At 59.4% G+C, this 21220-nt stretch carries 16 protein-coding genes and 1 pseudogene; 9 read left to right on the forward strand and 8 right to left on the reverse strand.

All coding sequences use genetic code 11. The annotated features are described in order from the left end of the window. Together DJ81_RS14745 and DJ81_RS14750 are read right to left on the reverse strand one after the other, a co-directional pair. Nucleotides 1-248: pseudogene (locus DJ81_RS14745) on the reverse strand (RNA-guided endonuclease TnpB family protein); the annotation flags it as partial. A 364-nt stretch (nucleotides 249-612) separates the two neighbouring features. Then, complete coding sequence (locus DJ81_RS14750) at nucleotides 613-1227, reverse strand: deoxyribodipyrimidine photo-lyase (RefSeq protein ID WP_094590336.1); 615 nt, start codon at nucleotides 1225-1227, stop codon at nucleotides 613-615. A 333-nt stretch (nucleotides 1228-1560) separates the two neighbouring features. Between DJ81_RS14750 and DJ81_RS14755 the strand changes: the two genes are divergently transcribed. The 3 genes from DJ81_RS14755 to DJ81_RS14765 all read left to right on the forward strand — a co-directional run bounded on the left by DJ81_RS14755 (nucleotide 1561) and on the right by DJ81_RS14765 (nucleotide 5043). Beyond that, the gene (locus tag DJ81_RS14755; protein WP_141212593.1) at nucleotides 1561-2193 is read left to right on the forward strand and encodes a TlpA family protein disulfide reductase; all 633 of its coding nucleotides are present in this window, start codon (nucleotides 1561-1563) and stop codon (nucleotides 2191-2193) included. A gap of 1 nt (nucleotide 2194) precedes the next feature. Beyond that, the gene (locus DJ81_RS14760; protein WP_094527784.1) at nucleotides 2195-2869 is read left to right on the forward strand and encodes a hypothetical protein; all 675 of its coding nucleotides are present in this window, start codon (nucleotides 2195-2197) and stop codon (nucleotides 2867-2869) included. A gap of 431 nt (nucleotides 2870-3300) precedes the next feature. Next, nucleotides 3301-5043: an alkaline phosphatase gene (locus tag DJ81_RS14765; protein WP_094590338.1), complete on the forward strand. Its 1743-nt coding sequence runs from the start codon at nucleotides 3301-3303 to the stop codon at nucleotides 5041-5043. Nucleotides 5044-6353: 1310 nt separating this feature from the next. On the opposite strand, the gene DJ81_RS14770 is transcribed toward DJ81_RS14765, so the two are convergent. Both DJ81_RS14770 and DJ81_RS14775 read right to left on the reverse strand, forming a co-directional pair. Next, a complete protein-coding gene (locus DJ81_RS14770; protein ID WP_094590340.1) occupies nucleotides 6354-7127 on the reverse strand; it encodes an IclR family transcriptional regulator in 774 nt (257 codons plus the stop codon). 458 nt (nucleotides 7128-7585) lie between these two features. After that, a complete protein-coding gene (locus DJ81_RS14775) occupies nucleotides 7586-8707 on the reverse strand; it encodes a 2-methylaconitate cis-trans isomerase PrpF family protein (RefSeq protein WP_094590342.1) in 1122 nt (373 codons plus the stop codon). 298 nt (nucleotides 8708-9005) lie between these two features. Between DJ81_RS14775 and tcuA the strand changes: the two genes are divergently transcribed. The 3 genes from tcuA to DJ81_RS14790 all read left to right on the forward strand — a co-directional run bounded on the left by tcuA (nucleotide 9006) and on the right by DJ81_RS14790 (nucleotide 12501). Next, a complete protein-coding gene (gene tcuA, locus DJ81_RS14780; protein WP_094590344.1) occupies nucleotides 9006-10448 on the forward strand; it encodes an FAD-dependent tricarballylate dehydrogenase TcuA in 1443 nt (480 codons plus the stop codon). Between the two features lie 64 nt (nucleotides 10449-10512). Beyond that, a complete protein-coding gene (locus DJ81_RS14785) occupies nucleotides 10513-11490 on the forward strand; it encodes an aminopeptidase (protein ID WP_094590346.1) in 978 nt (325 codons plus the stop codon). A 48-nt stretch (nucleotides 11491-11538) separates the two neighbouring features. Beyond that, nucleotides 11539-12501 (forward strand): D-isomer specific 2-hydroxyacid dehydrogenase family protein, encoded by a 963-nt coding sequence (locus DJ81_RS14790; RefSeq protein WP_094590348.1) that lies wholly within the window; start codon nucleotides 11539-11541, stop codon nucleotides 12499-12501. Nucleotides 12502-12643: 142 nt separating this feature from the next. Here the strand turns inward: DJ81_RS14790 and DJ81_RS14795 are convergent, their stop codons facing one another. Next, entirely contained in the window at nucleotides 12644-13087 is a 444-nt protein-coding gene (locus DJ81_RS14795; RefSeq protein ID WP_094558071.1) for a universal stress protein, read from the reverse strand. Nucleotides 13088-13172: 85 nt separating this feature from the next. On the opposite strand from DJ81_RS14795, the gene DJ81_RS14800 reads away from it, so the two are divergent. After that, nucleotides 13173-14666, forward strand: a complete 1494-nt coding sequence (locus DJ81_RS14800; protein ID WP_094590350.1) for an aldehyde dehydrogenase — start codon at nucleotides 13173-13175, stop codon at nucleotides 14664-14666. Here DJ81_RS14800 and DJ81_RS14805 read toward each other — a convergent pair whose 3' ends face one another. From DJ81_RS14805 to DJ81_RS14815, 3 genes are all read right to left on the reverse strand, one after another. Continuing rightward, nucleotides 14667-16484, reverse strand: coding sequence for a thiamine pyrophosphate-binding protein (locus DJ81_RS14805; RefSeq protein WP_094590352.1), 1818 nt, complete (start codon nucleotides 16482-16484; stop codon nucleotides 14667-14669). It abuts the gene before it with no gap. Nucleotides 16485-16606: 122 nt separating this feature from the next. Continuing rightward, nucleotides 16607-17398 (reverse strand): SDR family oxidoreductase, encoded by a 792-nt coding sequence (locus DJ81_RS14810; protein WP_094590354.1) that lies wholly within the window; start codon nucleotides 17396-17398, stop codon nucleotides 16607-16609. 56 nt (nucleotides 17399-17454) lie between these two features. Continuing rightward, complete coding sequence (locus DJ81_RS14815; protein ID WP_094558075.1) at nucleotides 17455-18705, reverse strand: 2-methylaconitate cis-trans isomerase PrpF family protein; 1251 nt, start codon at nucleotides 18703-18705, stop codon at nucleotides 17455-17457. Nucleotides 18706-18845: 140 nt separating this feature from the next. On the opposite strand from DJ81_RS14815, the gene DJ81_RS14820 reads away from it, so the two are divergent. Together DJ81_RS14820 and DJ81_RS14825 are read left to right on the forward strand one after the other, a co-directional pair. Next, entirely contained in the window at nucleotides 18846-20030 is a 1185-nt protein-coding gene (locus DJ81_RS14820) for an MFS transporter (protein WP_170938339.1), read from the forward strand. Nucleotides 20031-20206: 176 nt separating this feature from the next. Next, the gene (locus DJ81_RS14825; RefSeq protein WP_094558077.1) at nucleotides 20207-21193 is read left to right on the forward strand and encodes an aminopeptidase; all 987 of its coding nucleotides are present in this window, start codon (nucleotides 20207-20209) and stop codon (nucleotides 21191-21193) included. The last annotated feature ends 27 nt before the right edge of the window (nucleotides 21194-21220 follow it).

Genomic DNA, 21220 nt, shown 5'->3' on the forward strand with positions numbered 1-21220 from the left:
TCAGCGAGTTCTTCGAGAACACGCTGACTGGATTGAGAATGCAAGTCCGTGTAGCGTTCGTGGCCTTTGAGTTCGGTCTTGAGTTCCCCGTCATCGGGAATCTCGCCCGTTTCGTCCCACTGTTCTTGTGCGTAGTAGCGACCGACGTTCCAGAGTTTTGAGGCGGCCCATCCGAGTTGGTCGAGGTCGTCACAAACCTGTTGCTGGTTCGTGATGGTGGCCTCGAAGGTTCGGATGGTTCGACTCATTTCTGGCTTCATAACTGGTTATGCGTACCGTTCTGTTAATAGTGTCGGTTGGCGTGGAATATCCGGCCGTGCTATCGACGGTTGATTGCGTAGGAGTTGTCGGATTCATCCTGCGCCTAAAGGCGCAGGTATTCTCCTCGAATCTCTATAACACCGGACCGATACAGAGCGTGAAGTCAGCACGAATATGTGTTACCGTATCTAAATGAGCGAACGGAGAAGCACCGTCTCCGGACATTGGTCGGGAAGTGGCTTGACGATGTTGAATATCAGTGCGGCTGATAGAACCCACTCATCGGTCATTACACGACCGGTGCGAACTCATTCGGACCCGGTCGAGTGTCGTATCATGCTGAGTGACGTACTATCCGGTGTCGTCACACCGACGATACGTCGTTCCGTTCGACAGCGCTCGTAATCGCTTTCGAGCAGATTCGGTACCGGCAGTGAGTGGCGCTGAGTCGTATTCGTCTTCACCAAGGTCTGAGAGCTGTGGCACCGCTCCGGTCTCAATACCCAGATCGTGCGGGTTAGCCAGATACGCCTCTGGGTTCGAGGGCAGCGTCGTAGATGAGTTCACTTCGGTCGGCGGTTCGTTCGAAACGGACGTGTAGGCGACTCCGGTGCGAGTGAGAGCGCGCTGAACCGCACGGTCACGCCCACGAGCCAGTTGCGAGTGGTCTTCGTTCCACACGACCCGGTCGGCTCCGATACTCCTCGCAATACGACCCACGACGTCGGTCGGGTCTCCGTGCTGTATCACGAGATCACCGCCATGGCCTCGGTACCAGTCTCGAAGCTCGCGGAGCGAACCGAGCATGAACGCGACTCCCAACCCGTCGGCCCGTGACAAGATCGCATCATCCAGCACGAACACCGACACCAAACGGCTATCCTCCTGTTTAGCAGCGGTGAAGGCGGTCGAAAGCGCCGGATTCGGACTTGGCTGAAGCGTACGACGGTGCCAATGCAACTGCACACATACTCATAGGGGCTTTCGGTAAGAAGGGTTGCGACGTCCGGCTAACGAAACGATTCAACCTGTGGTGGACCTCTCACCTCCCCACTGAGCACACAACCGTGCAAGACACGCGTCCCCTATTCGGCAGGGCTGCTGAAGCGTATCATCATAGTGTAGATACGACCGGACGCGGTAGTGTTGAGAGTATTTTTTCTGTTCACGTGACGGCCCGGAATATCGATCCGCGCGCCGATCGCGCGATCCGCGTCTTCTCACGGATACGTCCGAATCCGAACGAAACCGAACGAATGTTGAACAACCTATAACTGCCGACGGGCCTCCTCATCGAGCATGGACGCGCGTCATCCCACTCGCAGTCGATCCGATCGCTTCCCCAGACGGCGGGTCATCGCGGCCGCGGCCGCCACCGGTGTGGGAGCACTCGCCGGCTGTCTGGGAAGTGATGGCGAATCGGGGACCGACGACGGCGGCGACACCGGCAGCGACGGCGCCGACGACGGCGACGCAGCAGGCGAGGGTTCCGATGGGTCCACGGGAGAGGCATCGGCGACCGCCTGGCGGACGACAGAGTTGACCGACGTTCTGACGGATGAGGCGTTTCGTATCGACGAACTCGAGGGACCGGTCGCCGTCCAGTCGTTCGCCGTGTGGTGCCCGAACTGCGAGCGCCAGTCGGAGTCGCTGTCCCGCGTGGACGAGTCTGTCACCGTCGTCAGTCTCAACACCGATCCCAACGAGGACGCCGAGAAGGTGCGGAACCACGCGGAAGAGAACGACTTCGATTGGCGGTTCGCCGTCGCGCCGGCGGAGATGACCCAGTCGCTGATCGACGCGTTCGGAGCGGCGGTGACCAACGCCCCGAGCACCCCGATCATCGTCGCCTGTGATGACGGCGTCGCGGAGTTCTTCTCCGGAAGCCAGCAGTCCGCCACGGAGATCGAGGCGGCCGCCGACGAGTGTTGAGATGGGGCTCGCTACAGAGATCGTAACGTCGTTCACTCTCGGCGTCGCGACGCCGCTGTCGGCCGTCTGTGTGATCCCGTTGTATCCGGGATTCCTGGCCTTCCTCTCGAACCAGGACGACGACGCGCCACCGATCGCCGTCCTCGGCGTGTTGGTGTCGATGGGCGTGATCGCCTTCATGGGTGTCGTCGGCATCCTGTTCACGACGCTCCTCGAAACGTCGCTGACGGCCGTCGTGGAGCGCGTCTCGCCGCCGGCGTTCGCCGTCCTCGCGGTGCTGGGCGTCGTGTTAGTCGCGGATCTACACCCGCAGGCCGCCCTCCCCACGGTCGAACCGCCTCAGACGCGGTTCCCGTCGCTGTCGGCGTTCGCCTACGGCGCCTTCTTCGGGGCGATCGTGTTGCCGTGTAACCCGGGGTTCATCTCGGTGTTCTTCGCTCGGGCGTTCCTCTTCTCCGATCCGCTCTCCAGTATCGCGAACTTCGGCGCGTTCGGCGTCGGGATGGCGAGCCCGCTGCTGGCGTTCGCCGTGGCCTCCGAACCCTGGCGCGACCGCGTGCTCGGCACGCTGACCGGCAACCGTCGGCTTATCAACGTCGGTACTGGCCTCGTTCTGGTCGGGATCTCGCTGTACTACCTGTTCTTCGTCTTCGAGGTCGCCGGACCGATCGGCTGACCGTTCGAGCGCTGGGGCGATCAGCTGACCGTTCGATGATGTACGTTGAAGTTTGAACGAGATAGCACCCGATTTCCCTCCGACAGACCCATCCAACACCGCGTCGTACACGCGTTGCATTTCATCTTCATCCTCGGAAGGCCTCTCGAACGAGAGTGGCCCGTCGCGGTGCGCATCGCCCGTCATGTACCGTAGAACGGACTGAAATCTCGTATTTCTTGCTCCAACGAGCTCAGTGTGGCTGATCTCAGTCGCGTGTACGGTTCTATTCGACTTTGGACTGAGAGGAAGCGGTTGCTGAAGACAGAGGCAGTAGTCAGTATACCATGATTTTGGAGCAAATTTTTCTCAGCGCAGATGTGAGACACTGCCATGACAGATAGCAGTGAAGAGTCATTTAACGAATACATCCGTGGCAGAGGCCGGAGCCGATGACTGAACGAAGCGCACGCGATGAACCCGCAAGAGGGTCGAGCGACCACGCTGAACTGCTGTCAGAACTGGAGTCACACGAGCTTGTGCTCGCAGCGGACACTGTTGACGCGACTGACTCGTCGATGTTCGAGGTCCAGCAGACGGACGCCGACGGTACTTTTCCACAGTCGGTCGCGAGCGGTGGGCCGACGCCAACGGGCGTTATTTTGTGGACGCGAATCGCGCCGAACGCCTTTGATTCCGAGCTACCGCTCGGTGTGCAGGTGGCGACCGACGCGAGCTTCGACGATATCGTCTATGACGGTGCTGTGACCGACGCAGAGACGATCCGGGCTCACGATTACACCGTTAAGATCGATCTCAACGGCCGTCTCGACCCCGACTCAGAGTACGCCTACCGGTTTGTCTACGACGGTGTCGCGACGCGAACGGGTTGGTGTCAGACGCTCCCGCGACCGGACGATTCCCCGGAATCAGTGCGCTTGGCCGTGCTCACTTGCCAGGACTATCTCAATGGCTACTATCCGGCGTATCACTACGTCGCCGAGGAGGACGTCGACTTCATCGTTCATCTGGGGGATTTCATCTACGAATCAGACTCGGGCGCGTTCAAGGGATTGGGCTCCTACGAGTATCCCGACCGCGAGAAATCCCTGCCCAGCGGCCACGATCACGCTCACTCACTGCAGGACTACCGGTACCTCTACCGGACGTACCGGGCCGACGAGTTCCTGCAGGAGGCGTTAGAGTCGCACACGCTGATCGCCGGCTGGGACGACCACGAGATGGTTGACGACATCTACTGGGACAGCGAAACCAACGCCCCGACAGGGAACCACCCTCGCGGAGACGACCCCGAGTTCATGACGCGACTCGTCGCCGACGCGATTCACGGGTGGTGGGAGTACATGCCAGCCCGCGTAGAGTATGACCCGTCCGGTGAATCATTACAGGAGCGGTTCAAACTGTGGCGGGAGATTCAGTTCGGCGACCTGGTCGACCTGGTGATGACCGACGAGCGCCTCTTCCGCGATCCCCCCCGCGAAGCGATACCGACTGTGGACAACGTCGGCCCACACCGTGAGCCTCCAGGACGGACGATGCTCGGCGACGAGCAACGCGAGTGGCTGTTGGATACCGTCACCGACTCCGACGCGACGTGGACCGTCTGGGCCGACGAGGTGTTGACGATCCCGTTCCGTCTCGGGTCAGGGCCGCTCTCTGTCTATCCCGTCCAAGGTGGCTGGGACGGATACACACGGGAACGTCAGCGGATCGCCGAGAGGATCGCTGCGTCCAGCGTCGACAATTTCGTCACTGTCACCGGTGACATGCACAGCTACATCGCGGGCTATCAGCAAACATCGTACCCCGGCCGGGTGACCGGCGGCGAGGGCGTCGCCCAAGGGGAGCGGTTCGGCGTCGAGTTCATGACTCCGGCGATCACGTCGATCAACATCGCCGAGGCACTCCACCTCACTCGCGGTGTACGCAGGAACCTGACCGAACCGCTCGTCTCGAATCTCGTGCCCGCGATGAATCCTCACATCGAATTCTTCGACGGCCACAACTGGGGGTACTCCGTACTGGAGTTCGGGCACGAGGAGTGTCGGTATATCGGCTACGCCGTCGACAAGACCGACGACTCCCCTGACGCCGACCGAGACGTGCTGGTCGCCTACAGAGTTCCGGAGGGAGTCATCGATCTGACCGACGTGACTGACCAGCACCGAGCGTGAGTGTCAGCCGGGATTGAGAGACTCGTTTTGCTATCGAACATGGCTGCCAGCGCGACGGGTCGACAGTTTTGAGACTCCGATCCGACGTTCGGGACAGCAATCGGGTCATCAGCTCCAGAACATCACCGGCAGCAGGCTGCTCAAAGAGTGATCCAGTTAGAGTACGGGTGGACGAACTCTCATACCGCGATGATGCCCCCACCTCAACGCTACCGTGCAGTATCAGGGCAGTTATGTGCAAAGTGATATCGGTCGTGCGTGAACTACCGCTGGCATGCAGATTGGTCGAATACCGGCGTCCATCATAATGATTGCGCTGGGTCCAGTTGATACGAATCACTGACAGTCGGTCGTTAGAACGTCAGTCCGAGACTCAACGCTCGAGGCTCGCACGATTGTCAGATTGGTGGGTCGATGTGGCTAAAACTATTTGAAAACTAGTATATTATACATCATACCGATCTCAATATATGTTTGACACTGTTGTGAAAGCTGTGGATCTCGACGCGGTAGCTGAGGTTTTCTCGTCGGAGTTCCCCCCTTGAGATCATCGGCGTCATCGACGAGAAACATGGCGTCGGCAACGTCGTGTTTCTCGAGAAGTTCAGTGAGAAGTTTTCGTACGATTGAATAATATACGTCGAAAGGCGCCGAGAATAGATATTTCGTTAGTTCTAAGATCGAAAACGGCGTACAATCAATATTCGTTATTATTGACTCGGATCGATTTTTGATCGACAGCGACGCGATCCGGGATTTCTGCCTGTCGGCTGTAAATCGGATTTGTGGACCCACTTTTGGATCGCAGTTTGACTTCTCTTGACATCTAAATATAAACAAAAGTAACTGTAGTTGAAAGTGGTAGTTCTGCAAGATAGCAACAAATACCAGTACCAATAATCTGTGGGGTGTCTGCTCTCGCTCCACAACCCCAAATTGATCAACTCAGTAGAGTCGGTGAGGCGATCTCTTTCGAGCAGAGGAGTTCGGAAAATCGACCGCTTTACTCTTCACTTAACACCGCCGCCGTACTGGCAGAATATATGTGTGCACATTTAAGATCTACTATGTTAAGCGTATGTATAGAAGTCAGGGCTTCCTCCTTCACATTTGGCATTACAGTAGTACATTTGTAATGGTGTGCTTATGTGATCTTCTTATTGGTGATGTCATGCGGCCCCAGCTCTAATTCGGTAACCACCGGATTCTGGGGCCTGAAACCTGTAACCACAGTGGTCTTCCCGTATATCGGGAATGAACGCAACAGCTCTGATTAACACTAACAGCAATGCCAAACGTGTCTCAGTCAGTTAATCGACCTCGTAAGCCAACTTCAGTTCCAGTTCATTTGCTGCAGCCAAGACAAGATTCGGGAGCTCCTCACGATAGAGATCTCCCGTAAATCGATGTGCAGGCCCAGAGATACTCAATCCGCCAACTGGCTCGTTGTCAGGACCACAGACGGCTGCACCGACAGCACGTAGTCCGGGCGTCGCTTCCTCGTTGTTGAACGCGACACCGGACTCACGAATTGTGTCAAGTTCAGCAAACAACTCTTCACGGTCGGTGATTGTCTGATCCGTCGATGCAGATAATCCACGCTTATCAATGATTTCCTCAACCCTTTCTTTAGGGAGCTCTGCAAGGATAGCTTTGCTGGACGCACTCTCATGGAGGGGACCGGTCTTTCCGATGCTTGCGTCTGTCTGGACTGCGTTTTCGCCGGACTGAGTGTATAGGTAGTACCTCAGTCCATTTTCTTCGACAACAAACTGGACTCGTTCACCAGTTTCTGTCGCGAGTTGGTCCACTTTCTGTTTCGCGAGCTCAAACACCTGTTTATCCGTCTGAACGCTTCCGCCGAGAGTTAGAAATCGCATTCCAAGTCTGTACTCCGTCCCATCACGCACGACGTAGCCATGCTTTCGGAGAGTATTGAGATGTCGATGTACTGTGCTCGTGGAGATGTCTAGTTCTGTCGCAATTTCTGATAGAGTGATTTCGCTATTGGACTCGACAGTGTGAACGATCGATATGGCCGTATCGACCGTGGAAACAGTGTCATTTTCGCTAATATCAGTCATGGCTCTACAATGGATGCCATACTATTTATTTTTCCCGAATAGCGGGAACTACCCGAATAGCGTATTTCCTCGGGTATGGACATCTAATTATCATCTGAGTGATTGATTTGATTGTCACTTTTTGTATGATAGTATACTGTGATCCGTTAGCAAGAATCGTAATAACGTATTGGGAACTACCTCGTTTCGTAACTAGATAAAATCTTTAAATCTGATTATAGATATTCGTTTAATTATATAGTTATTGAAATTTTAGCGTCTTGTTTTCATATGGCGGGAAAACCTTCGAAACTGGATCCGGACTAGAGTGAATCTGAGCCCCCAATGGTGGCTGATGAAGTTATATCATGAAACTAGGGATGTTGATTTGTCAGCAGCGGAGTTGCTCAGCCGAACTAGGCCTCCGAGAAAGATGAAATTCGATGCTCCTCAAGTCTCAACCGTTCGAATGATCCCCATCAATAGTAGCCTGTTCCGTCCATAAGTCGTCGCTGTGTACGGTAGACTGTGACACTGTCGACGCTGTGCGGATCGGTCTCGACCAATGCGGTCGCGGACATGGCACCGCGGGGATGCCCTAATGTAACCGTCTCCTCGGTGTTCTTCGTAACATTTTCGACGATAGTCCCCGGGAGCCGTGCTGCAGCAGCGGTACAGGCAACGCCAGTGACAGCATACACCGGATGGAGTTTCCCCATCGACATATATCGAGCAAGAAGGTCCACCTCATCACCCGACACACCATTCCCGTCAGAAGTTTCGTAATCGGACGGGGGCGACACGAACACGAGCTTCGGGTAACCGGGCGACTCTGTTGACGCGTCCTCGGGCTCATCGACAAACCCGAGCTCTGCGCAGATCGAACCTCGAATACGTTCCAGATCCGCGAGGAGATCTGGGTCGTTGTCGATCTCTTCAGGCGTCTCTGTGGCTGTCAGCCCGATGTCAGCTGCCCTAATGAACGCAATCGGAGTCGTAACGTCAACGACAGACAATTCGAGTGTTCGTCCGTCGATTGTTCGTTCGATAGTCGGTCCGCCGAGTGGGTAGAGCGCGTCGGTCAACGAGCCCGCCGGGTCAAGGAACGTCGTGTCGATCCGCGCGCCAGTCCCGGGAACCCCGTGTATTGTGAAGTCACCTTCCGTCGCAGCGTTACCGTCCACCAGCGGGATCCGCTGTTCGATTCGGGCTTCAGTATTCGTATTGTGCAGCTGTAGGTTGACCGCGTCAGCGTCGGGGTCGACATCGACGAATCCCTCATCAACTGCAAAGGCGCCAATCGCGCAGGTTAGGTTCCCGCAGTTGCCGCTCCAGTCGATAACTGGTTTGTCTACAGCCACTTGGCCGAAAGTATACGAGACATCCGCATCTGGGACCTCGGCATCGCCGACGACCATGAGCTTCGACGTCGTTGAGGTCGCACCGCCTAGTCCGTCGATTTGTCTGGGATCGGGACTCCCAAAAAGCGAAAGTATGGCCTCGTCGCGGTCCGTCTCAGGGAGTTCCTCCCGACGAAGGAAGATTCCCTTGCTCGTCCCGCCTCGAACGATAGCACAACCGAGTGAGCGCTGATCGCTCATAGAACAGGAGCCCCTGCCTGAAATTTCTCTACGGGCGAGGTCAGTAGACTCGGTTCAACGGTCCAATCGATTCCGGGCGGATGGAGTAGTCCGCAGGGGGTTACGGTGATCTCGGAACAGGCTAGCTGTTTCATCTACAGAAGTGATCTCCTGTGCGCGCTTATCTATTTTACCCCCGAAAAGGGGGCTATCGCCACACCAAGCCGACCAACTGGAGCAGTTTGATTTAACCTAGTAGTTCTGACATACTCTGGCGAGCAAAAGGGTTTAATAAACACTCGTCATATCGACAGGCGAGATGCACGTTATCGACGGTCACGATCTCGTCGTGGTGGGGTGTGGTATGGCTGGCCTCGCCGCTGGGCTCCGGGCTGCAGAGCTCGACTTGAACCCGGTGTTGCTTGAGAAGACGCCTCGTGAGGAACGGGGCGGTCAGACGCGGTACGTCCAGTCGTTTCGCATTCCTTCCGCAGATTCCGGACTCCCAGAACGCGGCTACGAGTTCGACATTTCGGACTACAGCGCAGACGACTACTACGATGACATCATGCACCAGACCAGTGGGAAGGCCGACCCGGACATAGCGCGAACACTCGTAGATCTCGCCTCTCCTACCGCTGAGTGGCTCACAGACCACGGAGTCGACTGGGACATGGAACCACCTCACGTCGGCTACACGGTAGCACGGACGTTCATCGACGGCGAGGATTTGGTTCCCACGCTCATCGAGCGTATTGAGGAACTCGACGGTGAGATCGTCTACAATGCGGAGGCGCGCGACCTCAAGGAGAGCGACGATGCCGAACGACGAGTGACGGGCGTTGAGGCGCTCGTCGACGGGGAGCGGGTCATCTACGAGGCCGACGCCGTAGTGATTGCCAGCGGCGGGTACGAGTCCGACGAACGGAAACGGACGGTGTATTACGGCGATGGCTACGATGAGATGACCGTCCGCGGGAGCCCGTACAACACGGGCGGTCCCATCGACATGGCGCTTGATATCGGAGCGAGGGCGACGGGCCAGTGGAGCGGCGCTCACATGAGTCTCATCGACGGCAATTCGCCGCCCGCCCGAGGTGGTGCGAACCGAATCGACGGCTACCAGTACTGCGTTGTTCTCAACCACGACGGAGAGCGATTCGTCGACGAGGGACAGGACGCCCGTGCGCACACGTACGCAAAGTTCGGCCGCCTGTTCTTCGAAGAGGAGGACCACGAGGTGTTCCTGATCGCGGACAGCGAGATGGAAGAGTACCTCTGGCCGCAGGGACCGTCCGACCCGGTGTACGCCGACACGGTCGCCGAGGTGCTCGATGAACTCGGCTGCAAACACCCCGAAAAAGGTCAGGAGACCGTCGAAGCGTACAACGACGCTTGTCCGGATGACCCCGAGTTCGACCCCGAGACGCTTGACGGCAACAACGCCGAGGGAATCGAGCCGCCCAAATCTAACTGGGCCGTGCCGCTCGATAATCCGCCGTACGTCGGCTACCCACTTACCGGAGGGATCACATTCGCGTTCGGTGGCGTCGCTACGACGACCGACGCAGAAGTACTCGATACGCGTGAAGAGACCATCCCCGGTCTGTATGCCGCTGGGAACAGCGTCGGTGGGCTGTTCTACGACAATTACCCCGGCGGTACGGGACTGACCAACGCCGCTGTTTATGGGAAAATTGCAGCCGAGTCGGCAGCCGACGAACTGGAGCATCGAGCCGCGAGAGCGGAGGCTGACGACTGAACGAACCGCCGTCGGTCCCGCCGGGAGACACACTTTTATAAACACCTATGGACTGGTTCGAGGTATGGACTCAGTCCAAGAAATGAAAGGTGCAAGCATCGTTGTCGACACCTGTGCGGGAATCCAGCCGGGCGAGGACGTCCTCGTCGTCTCCGACTGGGAGGTCGCAGATGTCGCCGAACGCGTCGCCGCCGCCGCAAACGAGCGCGACGCGAACGTCACGATGACAATGATGGATCCCCGCGAGTACGACGGTAATGAACCCGAGCCGTCAGTCGCGGCGGCCATGCTCGAAGCGGACGTGATCATCACGCCCGTCCACCGCTCCATCACCCACTCCAGTGCGACAGCCGAAGCGAAAGAGGCCGGTGCACGAGTGATCAGCATGGTGAAGTTCACCGACGAACAGCTGGTCCACGGGGGCCTCTACGCTGACTACGAGGGAATGCGACCGCACTGCGAGGAGATGGCCAAAAAGTTCGGCGAGGCCGACGAAGCCAGGATTACATCCCCGCAAGGGACCGACGTGACAGTCGGCCTCGAGGGACGTGACGGCAACGCCCATCCAGGAATCGCCCACGAGTCCGGCGAATTCACGGCGCTCGTCCATATCGAGGCTAACATCTCCCCCGTAGAAGGAACCACGAACGGGACGGTCGTTTTCGATGGTGCCATCCCCAATCTCGATATCGGCGTCCTAGAGACACCTGTCACGATGGAGATTGAAGATGGCGCGGTCACCTCCGTCGACGGCGGCAAGGAGGCGGATCGCATCGCGAATGTCTGGGCGGAACACGACGACCCCGCTGTATACAACATTGCCCAGTTAGCTGTCGGCATGAATCCCGAGTGTCCCGAGTTCAACGGCTGGTTCTCCAACGATCACGGGCGCTACGGGAACGTCCACTTCGGTATCGGCACGAGCAGCAATCTCGGTGGTACCACCCGCGCACCGGTCCACTTCGACGCGATGATGGCCGAGCCGACGCTCGAGCTCGACGGCGAAGTTGTGCTCGAAGACGGCGAGTTCACGTTTTTCTGAGCGACAGATGAACTGGAATCACGGACGACAGTTAACGGCGGGAGAGACATGAGGCGGGCACTCGTCGATCAGGACTTACAGCCCGATGAGGCACTTAAAGAGAAGGTTGGCGATCGGATCGAGCTTGATATCGGCGTGGAGTCGACCGAAGAGGCAGTGATTGAGGCACTTGATGGTGTATCTGTACTGTTCACCACGTCGCGGCTACCGATATCTCAGCGGGTTCTAGAGACGGCCAACGACCTCGAGGTCGTCGGGAAGATTGGGACCGGCCTCGACAATGTCGATCTCGACGCCGCGGCTGAGTTAGGAATTGGCGTGGCGTACACACCGGGACTGAACGCGGCCGCGGTAGCTGAGTACACCGTGGGGCTCGCACTTGCGGTGTCACGTGACATCCTCCAGAACGACCGCCTTCTGGAGGCCGGCGGGTGGCGCGACGAGACTGAGCTGAGCACCTCGGTCCACGGTAAGACCGTTGGTGTGGTCGGATTTGGCGACATCGGCAGCCGCGTCGCTGCCTTCTTTTCTGGGCTCACGACGAACGTGCTCACGTATGACCCGTACGTCTTCGAAGAGGACACCGACATCACCGGGGCTGAGCTAACCGACTTAGGGGACCTTCTCGAGCGCAGCGACATCGTCACGGTCAACGCGGAGTTGACTGACGAGACGGAGGGGCTGATTGACGCTCCCGAACTGGATCGGATGCAAGAGTCAGCGATTTTGGTAAACACCGCCCGAGGATCAGTCGTTTCTGAGTCGGCGCTGATAGACGCGATAGAGACCGACGAAATCGCCGGCGCTGGCCTCGACGTGTTCGAGACCGAGCCCCTGCCCCAGGACTCTCCATTCCACAAGTTCGACAACGTGATTGCCACGCCCCACGTCGCCGCGACGACCACGGAGAGCCGAACCCTCAGCATCGACGCGCTGGTCGACAGCGTCTTCGGGATGCTTGACGGGGACGGCGCACCGGAGCGGTACACGGCAGTCGCTCTCGAGTCGTAGACCTGGAGTAGAGCTACGGGCTCACCGTGTTCGGGTCCTTCTTCAGGGGAGCCGTCCAACAGATTACTCAGCTACGAACCGATCGGGTAGCTGACATTCAACCGACCAACCTGATATCGGCAACCCGGGACAACGTACCGCCTTACTCTGGGGTTTCGCTCACCCGCGGCACGGCGAGAGTCGGGCGGTCAACGCTCGTGAGAACCTGTTGTGCAGTGCTCCCGAAGACAGCCTTCCCGACAGCGGAGCGCTTCCGAACCCCGATCACGATATAGCGCGCATCCCTGCGCTTTGCAAGCGAAATGATTTCGCCTGCGGCGTCCCCCACCGCACCGGTCGCTACGAACTCGTCAACGACTGGCTCCGCAATTTCCGAAGCGATTGAGGCAGCGATCTCTCGGACTTCGTTGGGGTCGACCGCGTCTGCGGTCTCTGACACGCTCGTCTGTTCGAGATTGACAAATTCGTCTCGACTCAACACGTGAAGCACCTCCAGCTCGTCGTCGAACTGGCGCGCAAGCGTCTCCGCTGCTTCAAGTACATTATGCGAGTTTTCCGCTTCTTTGACTGCGACCAAAACGGTCATACCTGTCTCATGATTGCTCTTACGTATAGTACTTACTCGCCCCACTACCTCAACGGTTATCACTTTCGAGACAGATGAGAGTTGTATGGACGCAAGCGAGTTGCTATCACAGCAACAGGAGTATCAGATGATTATCGATGGAGAGCAAACGGAAGCAGCTGGCGGCGAACGGTTCGACGTCTCCTATCCGTACCAGAAGACGATGTGGGCGTCAGTGCCCGAGGCGACAGCAACGGACGTCGACGACGCCGTGACAGCCGCTCGACAGCGATATGAGAGTGACTCCTGGCAGGCTCGATCGGCAACTGAGCGGGGGAAGTTACTGTTCTCTCTCGCCGACAAGATTGAAGAACACACCGAAGAGCTCGCCGCGCTGGAGACGCTATCGAACGGGAAGCTGATCCGCGAGATGCGGGGCCAAGTCGAGAGCCTCCCGGATTGGTACCGGTATTACGGGGGACTCGCAGACAAGGTGCAAGGCGACACGATGCCGATCGAACAAGACGGTTTCTTCGGGTACACGACGCCCGAGCCGTACGGCGTCGTCGGGGCGATCACGACGTGGAACTCACCTCTATCGCTGGCAACCTACAAGATTGCGCCGGCCATCGCGGCCGGCAACACGGTGGTGTTGAAACCGTCCGAGCTGGCGCCAGTCTCGGCGCTCAGGCTCGCAGAGCTGGCGGACGACGCGGGTTTCCCCTCGGGCGCGCTCAACGTGGTCACGGGCTTCGCCGAGGCCGGCGCGGCGCTCGCGGGTCACGACGATATTGACCGAGTGGCGCTAACCGGCGGTCCCGAGGCGGGACGCGCGGTCGCGACCGCTGCGGCCGACAACATCGTCCCGAGTACGCTGGAGCTCGGCGGAAAGAGTCCAAATATCGTGTTCCCAGATGCTGATCTAGAAAACGCGGTGACGGGCGCGATCAAGGGGATCTTCGCCGCCAGCGGACAGACCTGCATCGCCGGGTCACGGTTGTTCCTCCACGAGGAGATCGCCGAGCAGTTCTTGAATCGGCTGGTTGACCGCACCGAACAGATCGATCTCGGCGATCCGCTCGACGAGGAGACAGAGATGGGACCCATCGTCTCGGAGTCTCAACTGTCCAGCGTTCAGGAACACGTCGAAAGCGCCATCGACGACGGAGCAACACTTTTGACCGGAGGACCGGAGCGCGACGTCCCCGGCGGGCCGTTCTATCCGCCGACAATTCTGACCGATGTAACGAACGACATGGCAATCGCACGCGAGGAAGTGTTTGGCCCGGTGCTGGCGGTCCTCACGTTCGAAACTGAAGACGAGGTCATCGAGAAGGCGAACGATTCCGAGTTCGGGCTCGCGTCGGGCGTGTGGACGAAGGACATCCAACGCGGCCACCGGATGGCCGACGCGCTGGAGGCGGGCGTCGTGTGGCTCAACACGTACCGGAAGTCGTCATTTACGATGCCATTCGGCGGCTTCAAGCAAAGCGGAATCGGGGTTGAAAAGGGAATAGAGGCGATAGAGGAGTACGTGCAGACGAAAAGCGTCTGGGTCGAAACGGAAGACGAGGTCTCAGACCCGTTCCGTCTCGTCTGATCAACGTGGCTGACAGACCACGTCGACGAGGACCGGGTCGCCGCTCTTGACTACCTCCCAGGCTTCACGCAGTTTCGGCCCGAGTTCATCTGGGTCCTCGACGGGACCGAATCCTTTCACACCCATCGACTCGGCCATCGTCGCGTAGTCCGGCGTCGGTTCGTGGAGACCGGTGCCGACGAGTGCGCTCTCGAAGCTCGCATCACGGCCGCGGTGTTCGGCGAGTGTCATCCGGTGGTCTGTAGAGTTGTACAGCGAGCCATTGTTGTGCACGACGGTGAAGATCGGCAGCCCGTAGTGGCCGATCGTCCAAAGGCCACCGGGGTAAAACATCAGGTCGCCGTCAGGTTGGAGGTTTATCGGGATCCGGTCTGTCTCTTGATAGGCTAACGCGCCGCCGACCGCCTGACCGATCCCTTGGCCGATGCCGCCGCCTCCCGAATAACTGCCGATGTACTGGTCGTATTCGTCGATATCCCACAGCTTGTAGGCCCATCCGCGGAAGGTCCCGTTCGTAAGCACCCACTCCTCGTCCTCGATAACGTCCCAGATCTCTCCCGCCACGCGGGGCAGCGAGATGGGTGTCTCGTCCCACGCCGCTTCGGCCTCGTCTCGCCACGCTACGCGCTGGTCGTCGTGAACGCCTTCGATCGCAGCGCGACGGGAGCGTACCCGCTCGCGCGCCTCGGCGTCGCCCTCAATCCGAGACTGTACCGCGTCGCGAAGCTGAGGTACTGCGAGTGCCGTATCGGCAGTAATCGAGAGATCCGTTTCGCGGAGTGCGAACTGATCAGAGACCAGCCCGGATGGGCGCGTGTTGTGTGTTCCGACGTCGATTAGCCCGAAGTCACCGTTGACCGACTCCGTCTGCTCGTGCGTGACCGGTTCGGTGTCGGTGAGAGTGTAGTTCGAGCTCCACACGTCGAGCGCGAGCACGACGTCAGCGTCGCGATAACGTTCGGTTCCGGCCAGATCAAGTGGATGAGTGTTCGGGAAGTTGTAGCGATGCGGTGTGCCGACGCGGTGGGAGTGGAACACCGGGGCAGCGAGCGACTCCGCCAAGTCAACGAGCGCATCGACCGCCTCTCGAGAGTCCCCGACGGCGTCCGAGAGGAGAACGGGGAAATCAGCGTTAACGAGTCGGTCTGCCGCCCGCTCGACGGCTTCGGGATCAGGCGCGATACGAGAGGGGGTCTCGAACTTCTCGAAGTCTGGAAGAGGAATCGGCTCGTCGAGTTCTGCCTCCTGAATTTGATGGTCTAAGGCCACGTACGTCGGCCCCTTAGTCTTCGAGTTGGCGATGTTAATCGCGTTCAGAAGCGATTCGGCAACGCCGTCGACGTCGACCGGCTGGTCGTCCCATTTCGTATATCCGCGAACGAGATTCCCCTGAATCTGTGCCGTATGAATCCAGTCGAAGAAGGGTCGCCGTTTTGACTTCTGAACCGGGCCAGTCCCCGCCAAAGCGATGACCGGGACGCGGTCGCAGTAGGCATTGAAGATGCCCATCGTCCCGTGGAGGGTGCCGACGACGTTGTGGAGGATACACAGCGCCGGCTCGCCGGTAGCCTTGGCGTGTCCGTGCGCGATCGCCACGGAGAGCCCTTCGTGAGGAACCTCGATTATCGGCGGCTCCTCGTCGTTGTAGTTGACCAAGGACTCCTCGATACCCCGAAACGACGATCCTGGATTAAAAGAGACAAACTCGAAGCCGTATCCCTTTAAGAAGTCGGTGATGTAGTCGGAGCCGTACGCCTGGTTACTGGTGTCTACCGTCCGCCGCTCTCGCGGTGGGGGGCTGTCCGGAGTATCACTCATGCAAGCTCGCTTTGGCTCAACGGCGAGACTCTACTTAGTCGTACTGGCGACAGCCAATTATAGTGAACGCTGACGTTCTGACGGCGCACAGGGAAGACCGGCTGATGAGCTGTCGGCCTTTGCTATAACGTCGACCGGCTGACGCCGCCGTCGACGGATATCGCTGTCCCGTTGAGGTAGCTCGCACGGTCAGAACAGAGAAATGCGACGAGGTCGCCGAGTTCGTCTGGACTTCCAAGCCGCCCCAACGGACTGTCACCGGCACGGTCGGCAAGCACCTCGTCGTAGCTATCGTACTCGCCGCGTTCAATCGCTGCCTCACCGAGCGACCGAATCCGCTCTGTCTCGATACTCCGGGGGAGCACCATGTTCGATCTGACGTCAGGTGCGAGCTCGCGCGAGAGTGTCTTTTCCAGCCCAGCGACCGCCATCCGCACCGAAGCAGACAGTACGAGCGTGCTCGATGGTTCCTTGACACTCATGGAGGTGATATTGACGATGCTCCCGCCGCCGTTGGCTCGCAGATGCGGCTCCCCGGCACGGACCGCACGCACGACGCTCATCACCAGCATGTCGAAGGCGTCGTACCAATCTTCGTCTGTCGTCTCGAGGGTCGACTTACTCGCCGGACCGCCGGCGCTGGTAACGAGGTGGTCTAGTCGTCCGAACTCGTCGACACACCGCCGTACGACGGCCTCGATGTCCTCTCGAACAGCGATGTCACCCTGCTGACCGACCACGGACCCCGTTGCGTCCCGCTTAATGTCCTCGACCGCCTCATCGAGCCGGTCCCTGTCCCGACCGTTGACCACGACATCGACGCCCTCCGCGGCGAGGGCCCGCGCTGACGCCTTTCCGAGACCGCTACTCGACGCTGTCACGACTGCCGCGTTGCCCGCAATTTTCAGGTCCATACGATCCGTGCAACCGAGACGAAAATAAGTGCCCCGCCCTCCAGCGGGACGATCGATCATTCTGACGTGTCCGGACTGAGCTGTGACAGGCTACCGATATAGCGGTACTGCGCCTCGCCGACCAACAACGGGCGAGCGGTCCGCCTAACCGTAACTGCCTCAATTCGGGGGCCTGCTCCATCGTCAGTGTCCCCACTACGAGTGTACCGCGTCTCATCTGCAGCAACTTCCACACCGATCTCTATCTTCCCTTTAGGATGGCCGATAGTAACCGAACCGTCCGTCGGGGAACGGACGGCTTCGTTCGGGACCGTTCCCGGCAGGGACGCCGTCGCAGCGAGACACATTGCACCGGTCACGGCGTAGGCGTGGTGAGGCGTCCCAGAGGTGACGATTCGAGCCGTAATGTCGATCTCGTCTGCTGAGACGTGTGTTTCCACGGAGGAGTCGTACGACTGCGGTTCAGAGACGACAGCGATCTGCGGGACCGCAGGCGATTCGCTACGCGAGCGCGACGCGTCGTCCACCAGCCCGATCCGCTCGCAGACGACGCCGCGGATCCGTTCGAGCTCGTCAAGCAGTCCGGGCGTCTCCGATAGCTCCTTCGGCAGTTCGGTTCCATCGAGACCTAAATCGGCCGCCCGCAGGAAGACGCAGGGATTCCCCACGTCGGCGACGGAGCAGGTCACGCTGAGGTCACTACCGTCCCGATCGGCTCCCTCGAGGGTGACCTGTTCGGTCGTTGTCCCCGTCGGAAACAACGCGCTGGTAACACCGCCGGCTGGGTCGCGGAAGCGAGAGGGGATCTGGGGGCCCGTTCCGGGCACACCGTCGATCGCGTAGTCGCCGTAGACGTCGAGTCCGTGGGAAGTCACGGGAACGGTCTGGTCGATTACGGTGTCGGTGTTGGTGTTGACGAGGGTGAGATCGGCGGCGGGCGGTTCGACACGGACGATGCCTTGGTGGACGGCGAACGCACCGATGGCGCCCGTAAGATTACCGCAGTTACCGCCCCAGTCGACGACGGGATCCTCGACAGCGACCTGCCCGAACGTGTAGGCCACGTCGACGTTCTCACGGTCCGCCGGCCCGACGATCATGAGCTTGCTCGTGTGAGATTTCGCGCCACCAATACCGTCGACCTGGAGCGGATCCGGGGAACCGAACAGCTCCAATACGAGCTCGTCGCGGAGCGGCCCGGGCTCGGGGAGGATACCTTCTCGGACGAAGAACCCCTTGCTGGTGCCACCGCGAAACAGTACGCCCGGAACAGACCCTTGACCAATGGGCTGTGGCGTGTCCGACATATCCACGACGAGGCGCAAGCGACGAATATAGGTTTCGCTGCGAGCGACAGCAACGGCGTGAATGGCCCCTCGGAGCGCGACAGTTTGCTCCAATTGCCGGGAACTCTACTACCAAGTGTGGGTGTCTCATCGTGGCCGACGTGTCAACCAACGACCGCTCCGTCTGGGCAGGCGCCGACGGGCGGATACTTATCGCCCTCTCGGCGGGATGGCTCTCGGTTCGACTCGGACGAGAAGCCATCCCGCCGCTGATCCCGACACTCATCGACGATCTGCAGATATCGCCATCGACAGCGGGATTCGGCCTCACCGTTATGTGGCTCGTCTACGCACTCAGTCAGTATCCCGGCGGTCGTCTCTCGGACGCGCTCTCGCGGAAGACAGTGCTCACGGTGAGTCTCGCTACCCTCGTGGTCGGCTTCCTCGTGCTTAGCGTGGTCTCCACATACGCTGGACTCCTCATTGGCTTCGTCTTCGTGGGGCTCGGCGCCGGACTGTACTTCGTTCCGTCCCGGGCACTTCTGACAGACGTCTTCGGCGAGCGCCGTGGCCACGTTTTCGGTATTCAGTCAGCATCCGGCTCCATTGGCGCGGGTGCGGCGGCAGGCGTCACGCTCGCCGCCGTCTCGGTCGGCGTCTGGCAGCTCTCGTTTCTCCCGGTCATCGGCGTCCTCGCCGTCGTGCTGTTCGCGCTGGTGCGATGGGCCGACGGTGAGTGGGTGGTCGGTCGTGTCTCCCTTGAACTCGGCGGCACGAGCCGTCGGGTGTTTGCTGTCTCGCGTGCGAGATCGCTGCTTCTCGCGTATGTCTGCGTTTCTTTTGCTTGGCAAGGATTTCTCGGCTTCCTGCCGACATTCTTGCGAGTCGAAAAATCGTTTAGTCCCACTTTGGCGGGAGTGGCCTTTGCATCGGTCTTCGTCATCGCGATTATCGTCGGGCCGCTCGCGGGTCGACTTGGGGACGCAATCTCTCGCATATTTGTCGGGGTCGTTGCGACTGCCGTCGCCATTGTCGGCCTCGTCGTCTTGATCACGTCAGGAAACGTCGTCATGGCTGTCGTCGGCGTCGTCGTCGTCGCGACCGGGCTCCGCGCCTACCCTCCGGTCATGCAGGCGTACCTCATCGGTCTGTTTCCGGATGATAGCATGGCCGGGGACCTCGGGGCGATGAAGACCATCTGGACCGGGATTGGGAGCTTCGCACCCACGTACGTCGGTGTAGTTGCCACACGGTGGAACTACAGGCTCGCCTTCGGAGGCTTCGTGGGCTGTTTAGCAGTCGCCTGCCTCATCCTCGCGGTTATCCACCTTTCGACGGAGTCGTAGACGTCATCGCTCCCCAGATAGACCACACTCCACTGCCGATCCGTATCCGTCCGGACGGAGTCCCTCTCAACACCGTGGATTGGTCGTCCGTCGCTACCGAGCCGTCAGAGCTGAACTCGCAACGCTGTTTGAGTCACGCATAGATTTAAGCGCGGTCCCGGAGACAAGTAGGCCGTATGCCCGAGCAAATGCTCGACTTGGAGATGATCGACGCGTCCACCTCAGTCGTAGAGGAGTGTCTTGACATCAAACCCGACGAGGAGGTCCTCGTTATCACGGACGCTCGAAAGGTCGGCGTCGGCCGAAACATCGCGACGGCAGCTAACGCCGCCGGCGCGACGACAACGATGTCGGTGATGCCACTGCTGGAGAGCCATGGAAACGAGCCACCGGACGTCGTCGCCGACGCCATGGCCGCTGCAGATGTGGCGTTCACGTGCACCACGCACGCGATCACGCACACCCGATCGCGGCTACGCGCCGCCGAGGCAGGAACTCGATTCGGAATCCTACGCGGCGTCACAGAGGAAATGATGGTTGAGGGCGCGATGACGGTAGACTTCGAGGAACTCCGCCGCATCACCGAGGGGCTTCGAGACGTCCACGACGCCGCCTCCGAGGTTCGCGTCACAAGCAAACAGGGAACCGACATTAGTTTCAGCGTCGACGGATGTAGCGCGTTCTCGCTCGACGGATACTATCACGAAGCGGAGGGATTCGCCACGCTTCCCCCGGGCGAGTCCCCGACCCACCCGAAGGAGGACACGGCGAACGGGACCATCGTCGTCGACGTGTCGATGGACAGCCTCGGCCAGCTCGACGAGCCGGTCACCTTGGAGATCGAAGACGGCTTCGTTGCAGACGTCGACGGCGGCAGTCAGGCCGACGAGCTCCGTGAATTAATCGAACGCAGCGACGAGAACGCCGGGAACCTCGCCGAGTTCGCGATGGGGACGAACCCGAAGGCGAAGCTCATCGGCAACCTCGCTGAGGACAAAAAGCGGAGCGGGACGGTTCACTTCGCTATCGGCGACAACGAGTCGCTCGGCGGGACCAGAAAGAGCGACATTCATCTGGACGGCGTCGTTCGCACGCCGACGGTCGAGCTGGACGGCGAGACCGTCGTCGAAAACGGTCGTCTCCTCACCGAGAAGTTTCTGTAGCGTCGGCAGAGGTTCAATTCACGATTA

The organism is Halorubrum sp. Hd13 (assembly GCF_002252755.1).
Lineage (GTDB): Archaea > Halobacteriota > Halobacteria > Halobacteriales > Haloferacaceae > Halorubrum.

Bases quoted from the DNA above. Each gene is read 5' to 3' on its own strand.
- DJ81_RS14805 (WP_094590352.1), bottom strand. From the start codon at position 16,484: ATGAGTGATACTCCGGACAGCCCCCCACCGCGAGAGCGGCGGACGGTA.
- tcuA (WP_094590344.1), top strand. From the start codon at position 9,006: ATGCACGTTATCGACGGTCACGATCTCGTCGTGGTGGGGTGTGGTATG.
- DJ81_RS14810 (WP_094590354.1), bottom strand. From the start codon at position 17,398: ATGGACCTGAAAATTGCGGGCAACGCGGCAGTCGTGACAGCGTCGAGT.
- DJ81_RS14755 (WP_141212593.1), top strand. From the start codon at position 1,561: ATGGACGCGCGTCATCCCACTCGCAGTCGATCCGATCGCTTCCCCAGA.
- DJ81_RS14785 (WP_094590346.1), top strand. From the start codon at position 10,513: ATGGACTCAGTCCAAGAAATGAAAGGTGCAAGCATCGTTGTCGACACC.
- DJ81_RS14765 (WP_094590338.1), top strand. From the start codon at position 3,301: ATGACTGAACGAAGCGCACGCGATGAACCCGCAAGAGGGTCGAGCGAC.
- DJ81_RS14815 (WP_094558075.1), bottom strand. From the start codon at position 18,705: ATGTCGGACACGCCACAGCCCATTGGTCAAGGGTCTGTTCCGGGCGTA.
- DJ81_RS14800 (WP_094590350.1), top strand. From the start codon at position 13,173: ATGGACGCAAGCGAGTTGCTATCACAGCAACAGGAGTATCAGATGATT.
- DJ81_RS14760 (WP_094527784.1), top strand. From the start codon at position 2,195: ATGGGGCTCGCTACAGAGATCGTAACGTCGTTCACTCTCGGCGTCGCG.
- DJ81_RS14770 (WP_094590340.1), bottom strand. From the start codon at position 7,127: ATGACTGATATTAGCGAAAATGACACTGTTTCCACGGTCGATACGGCC.
- DJ81_RS14795 (WP_094558071.1), bottom strand. From the start codon at position 13,087: ATGACCGTTTTGGTCGCAGTCAAAGAAGCGGAAAACTCGCATAATGTA.
- DJ81_RS14775 (WP_094590342.1), bottom strand. From the start codon at position 8,707: ATGAGCGATCAGCGCTCACTCGGTTGTGCTATCGTTCGAGGCGGGACG.
- DJ81_RS14790 (WP_094590348.1), top strand. From the start codon at position 11,539: ATGAGGCGGGCACTCGTCGATCAGGACTTACAGCCCGATGAGGCACTT.
- DJ81_RS14825 (WP_094558077.1), top strand. From the start codon at position 20,207: ATGCCCGAGCAAATGCTCGACTTGGAGATGATCGACGCGTCCACCTCA.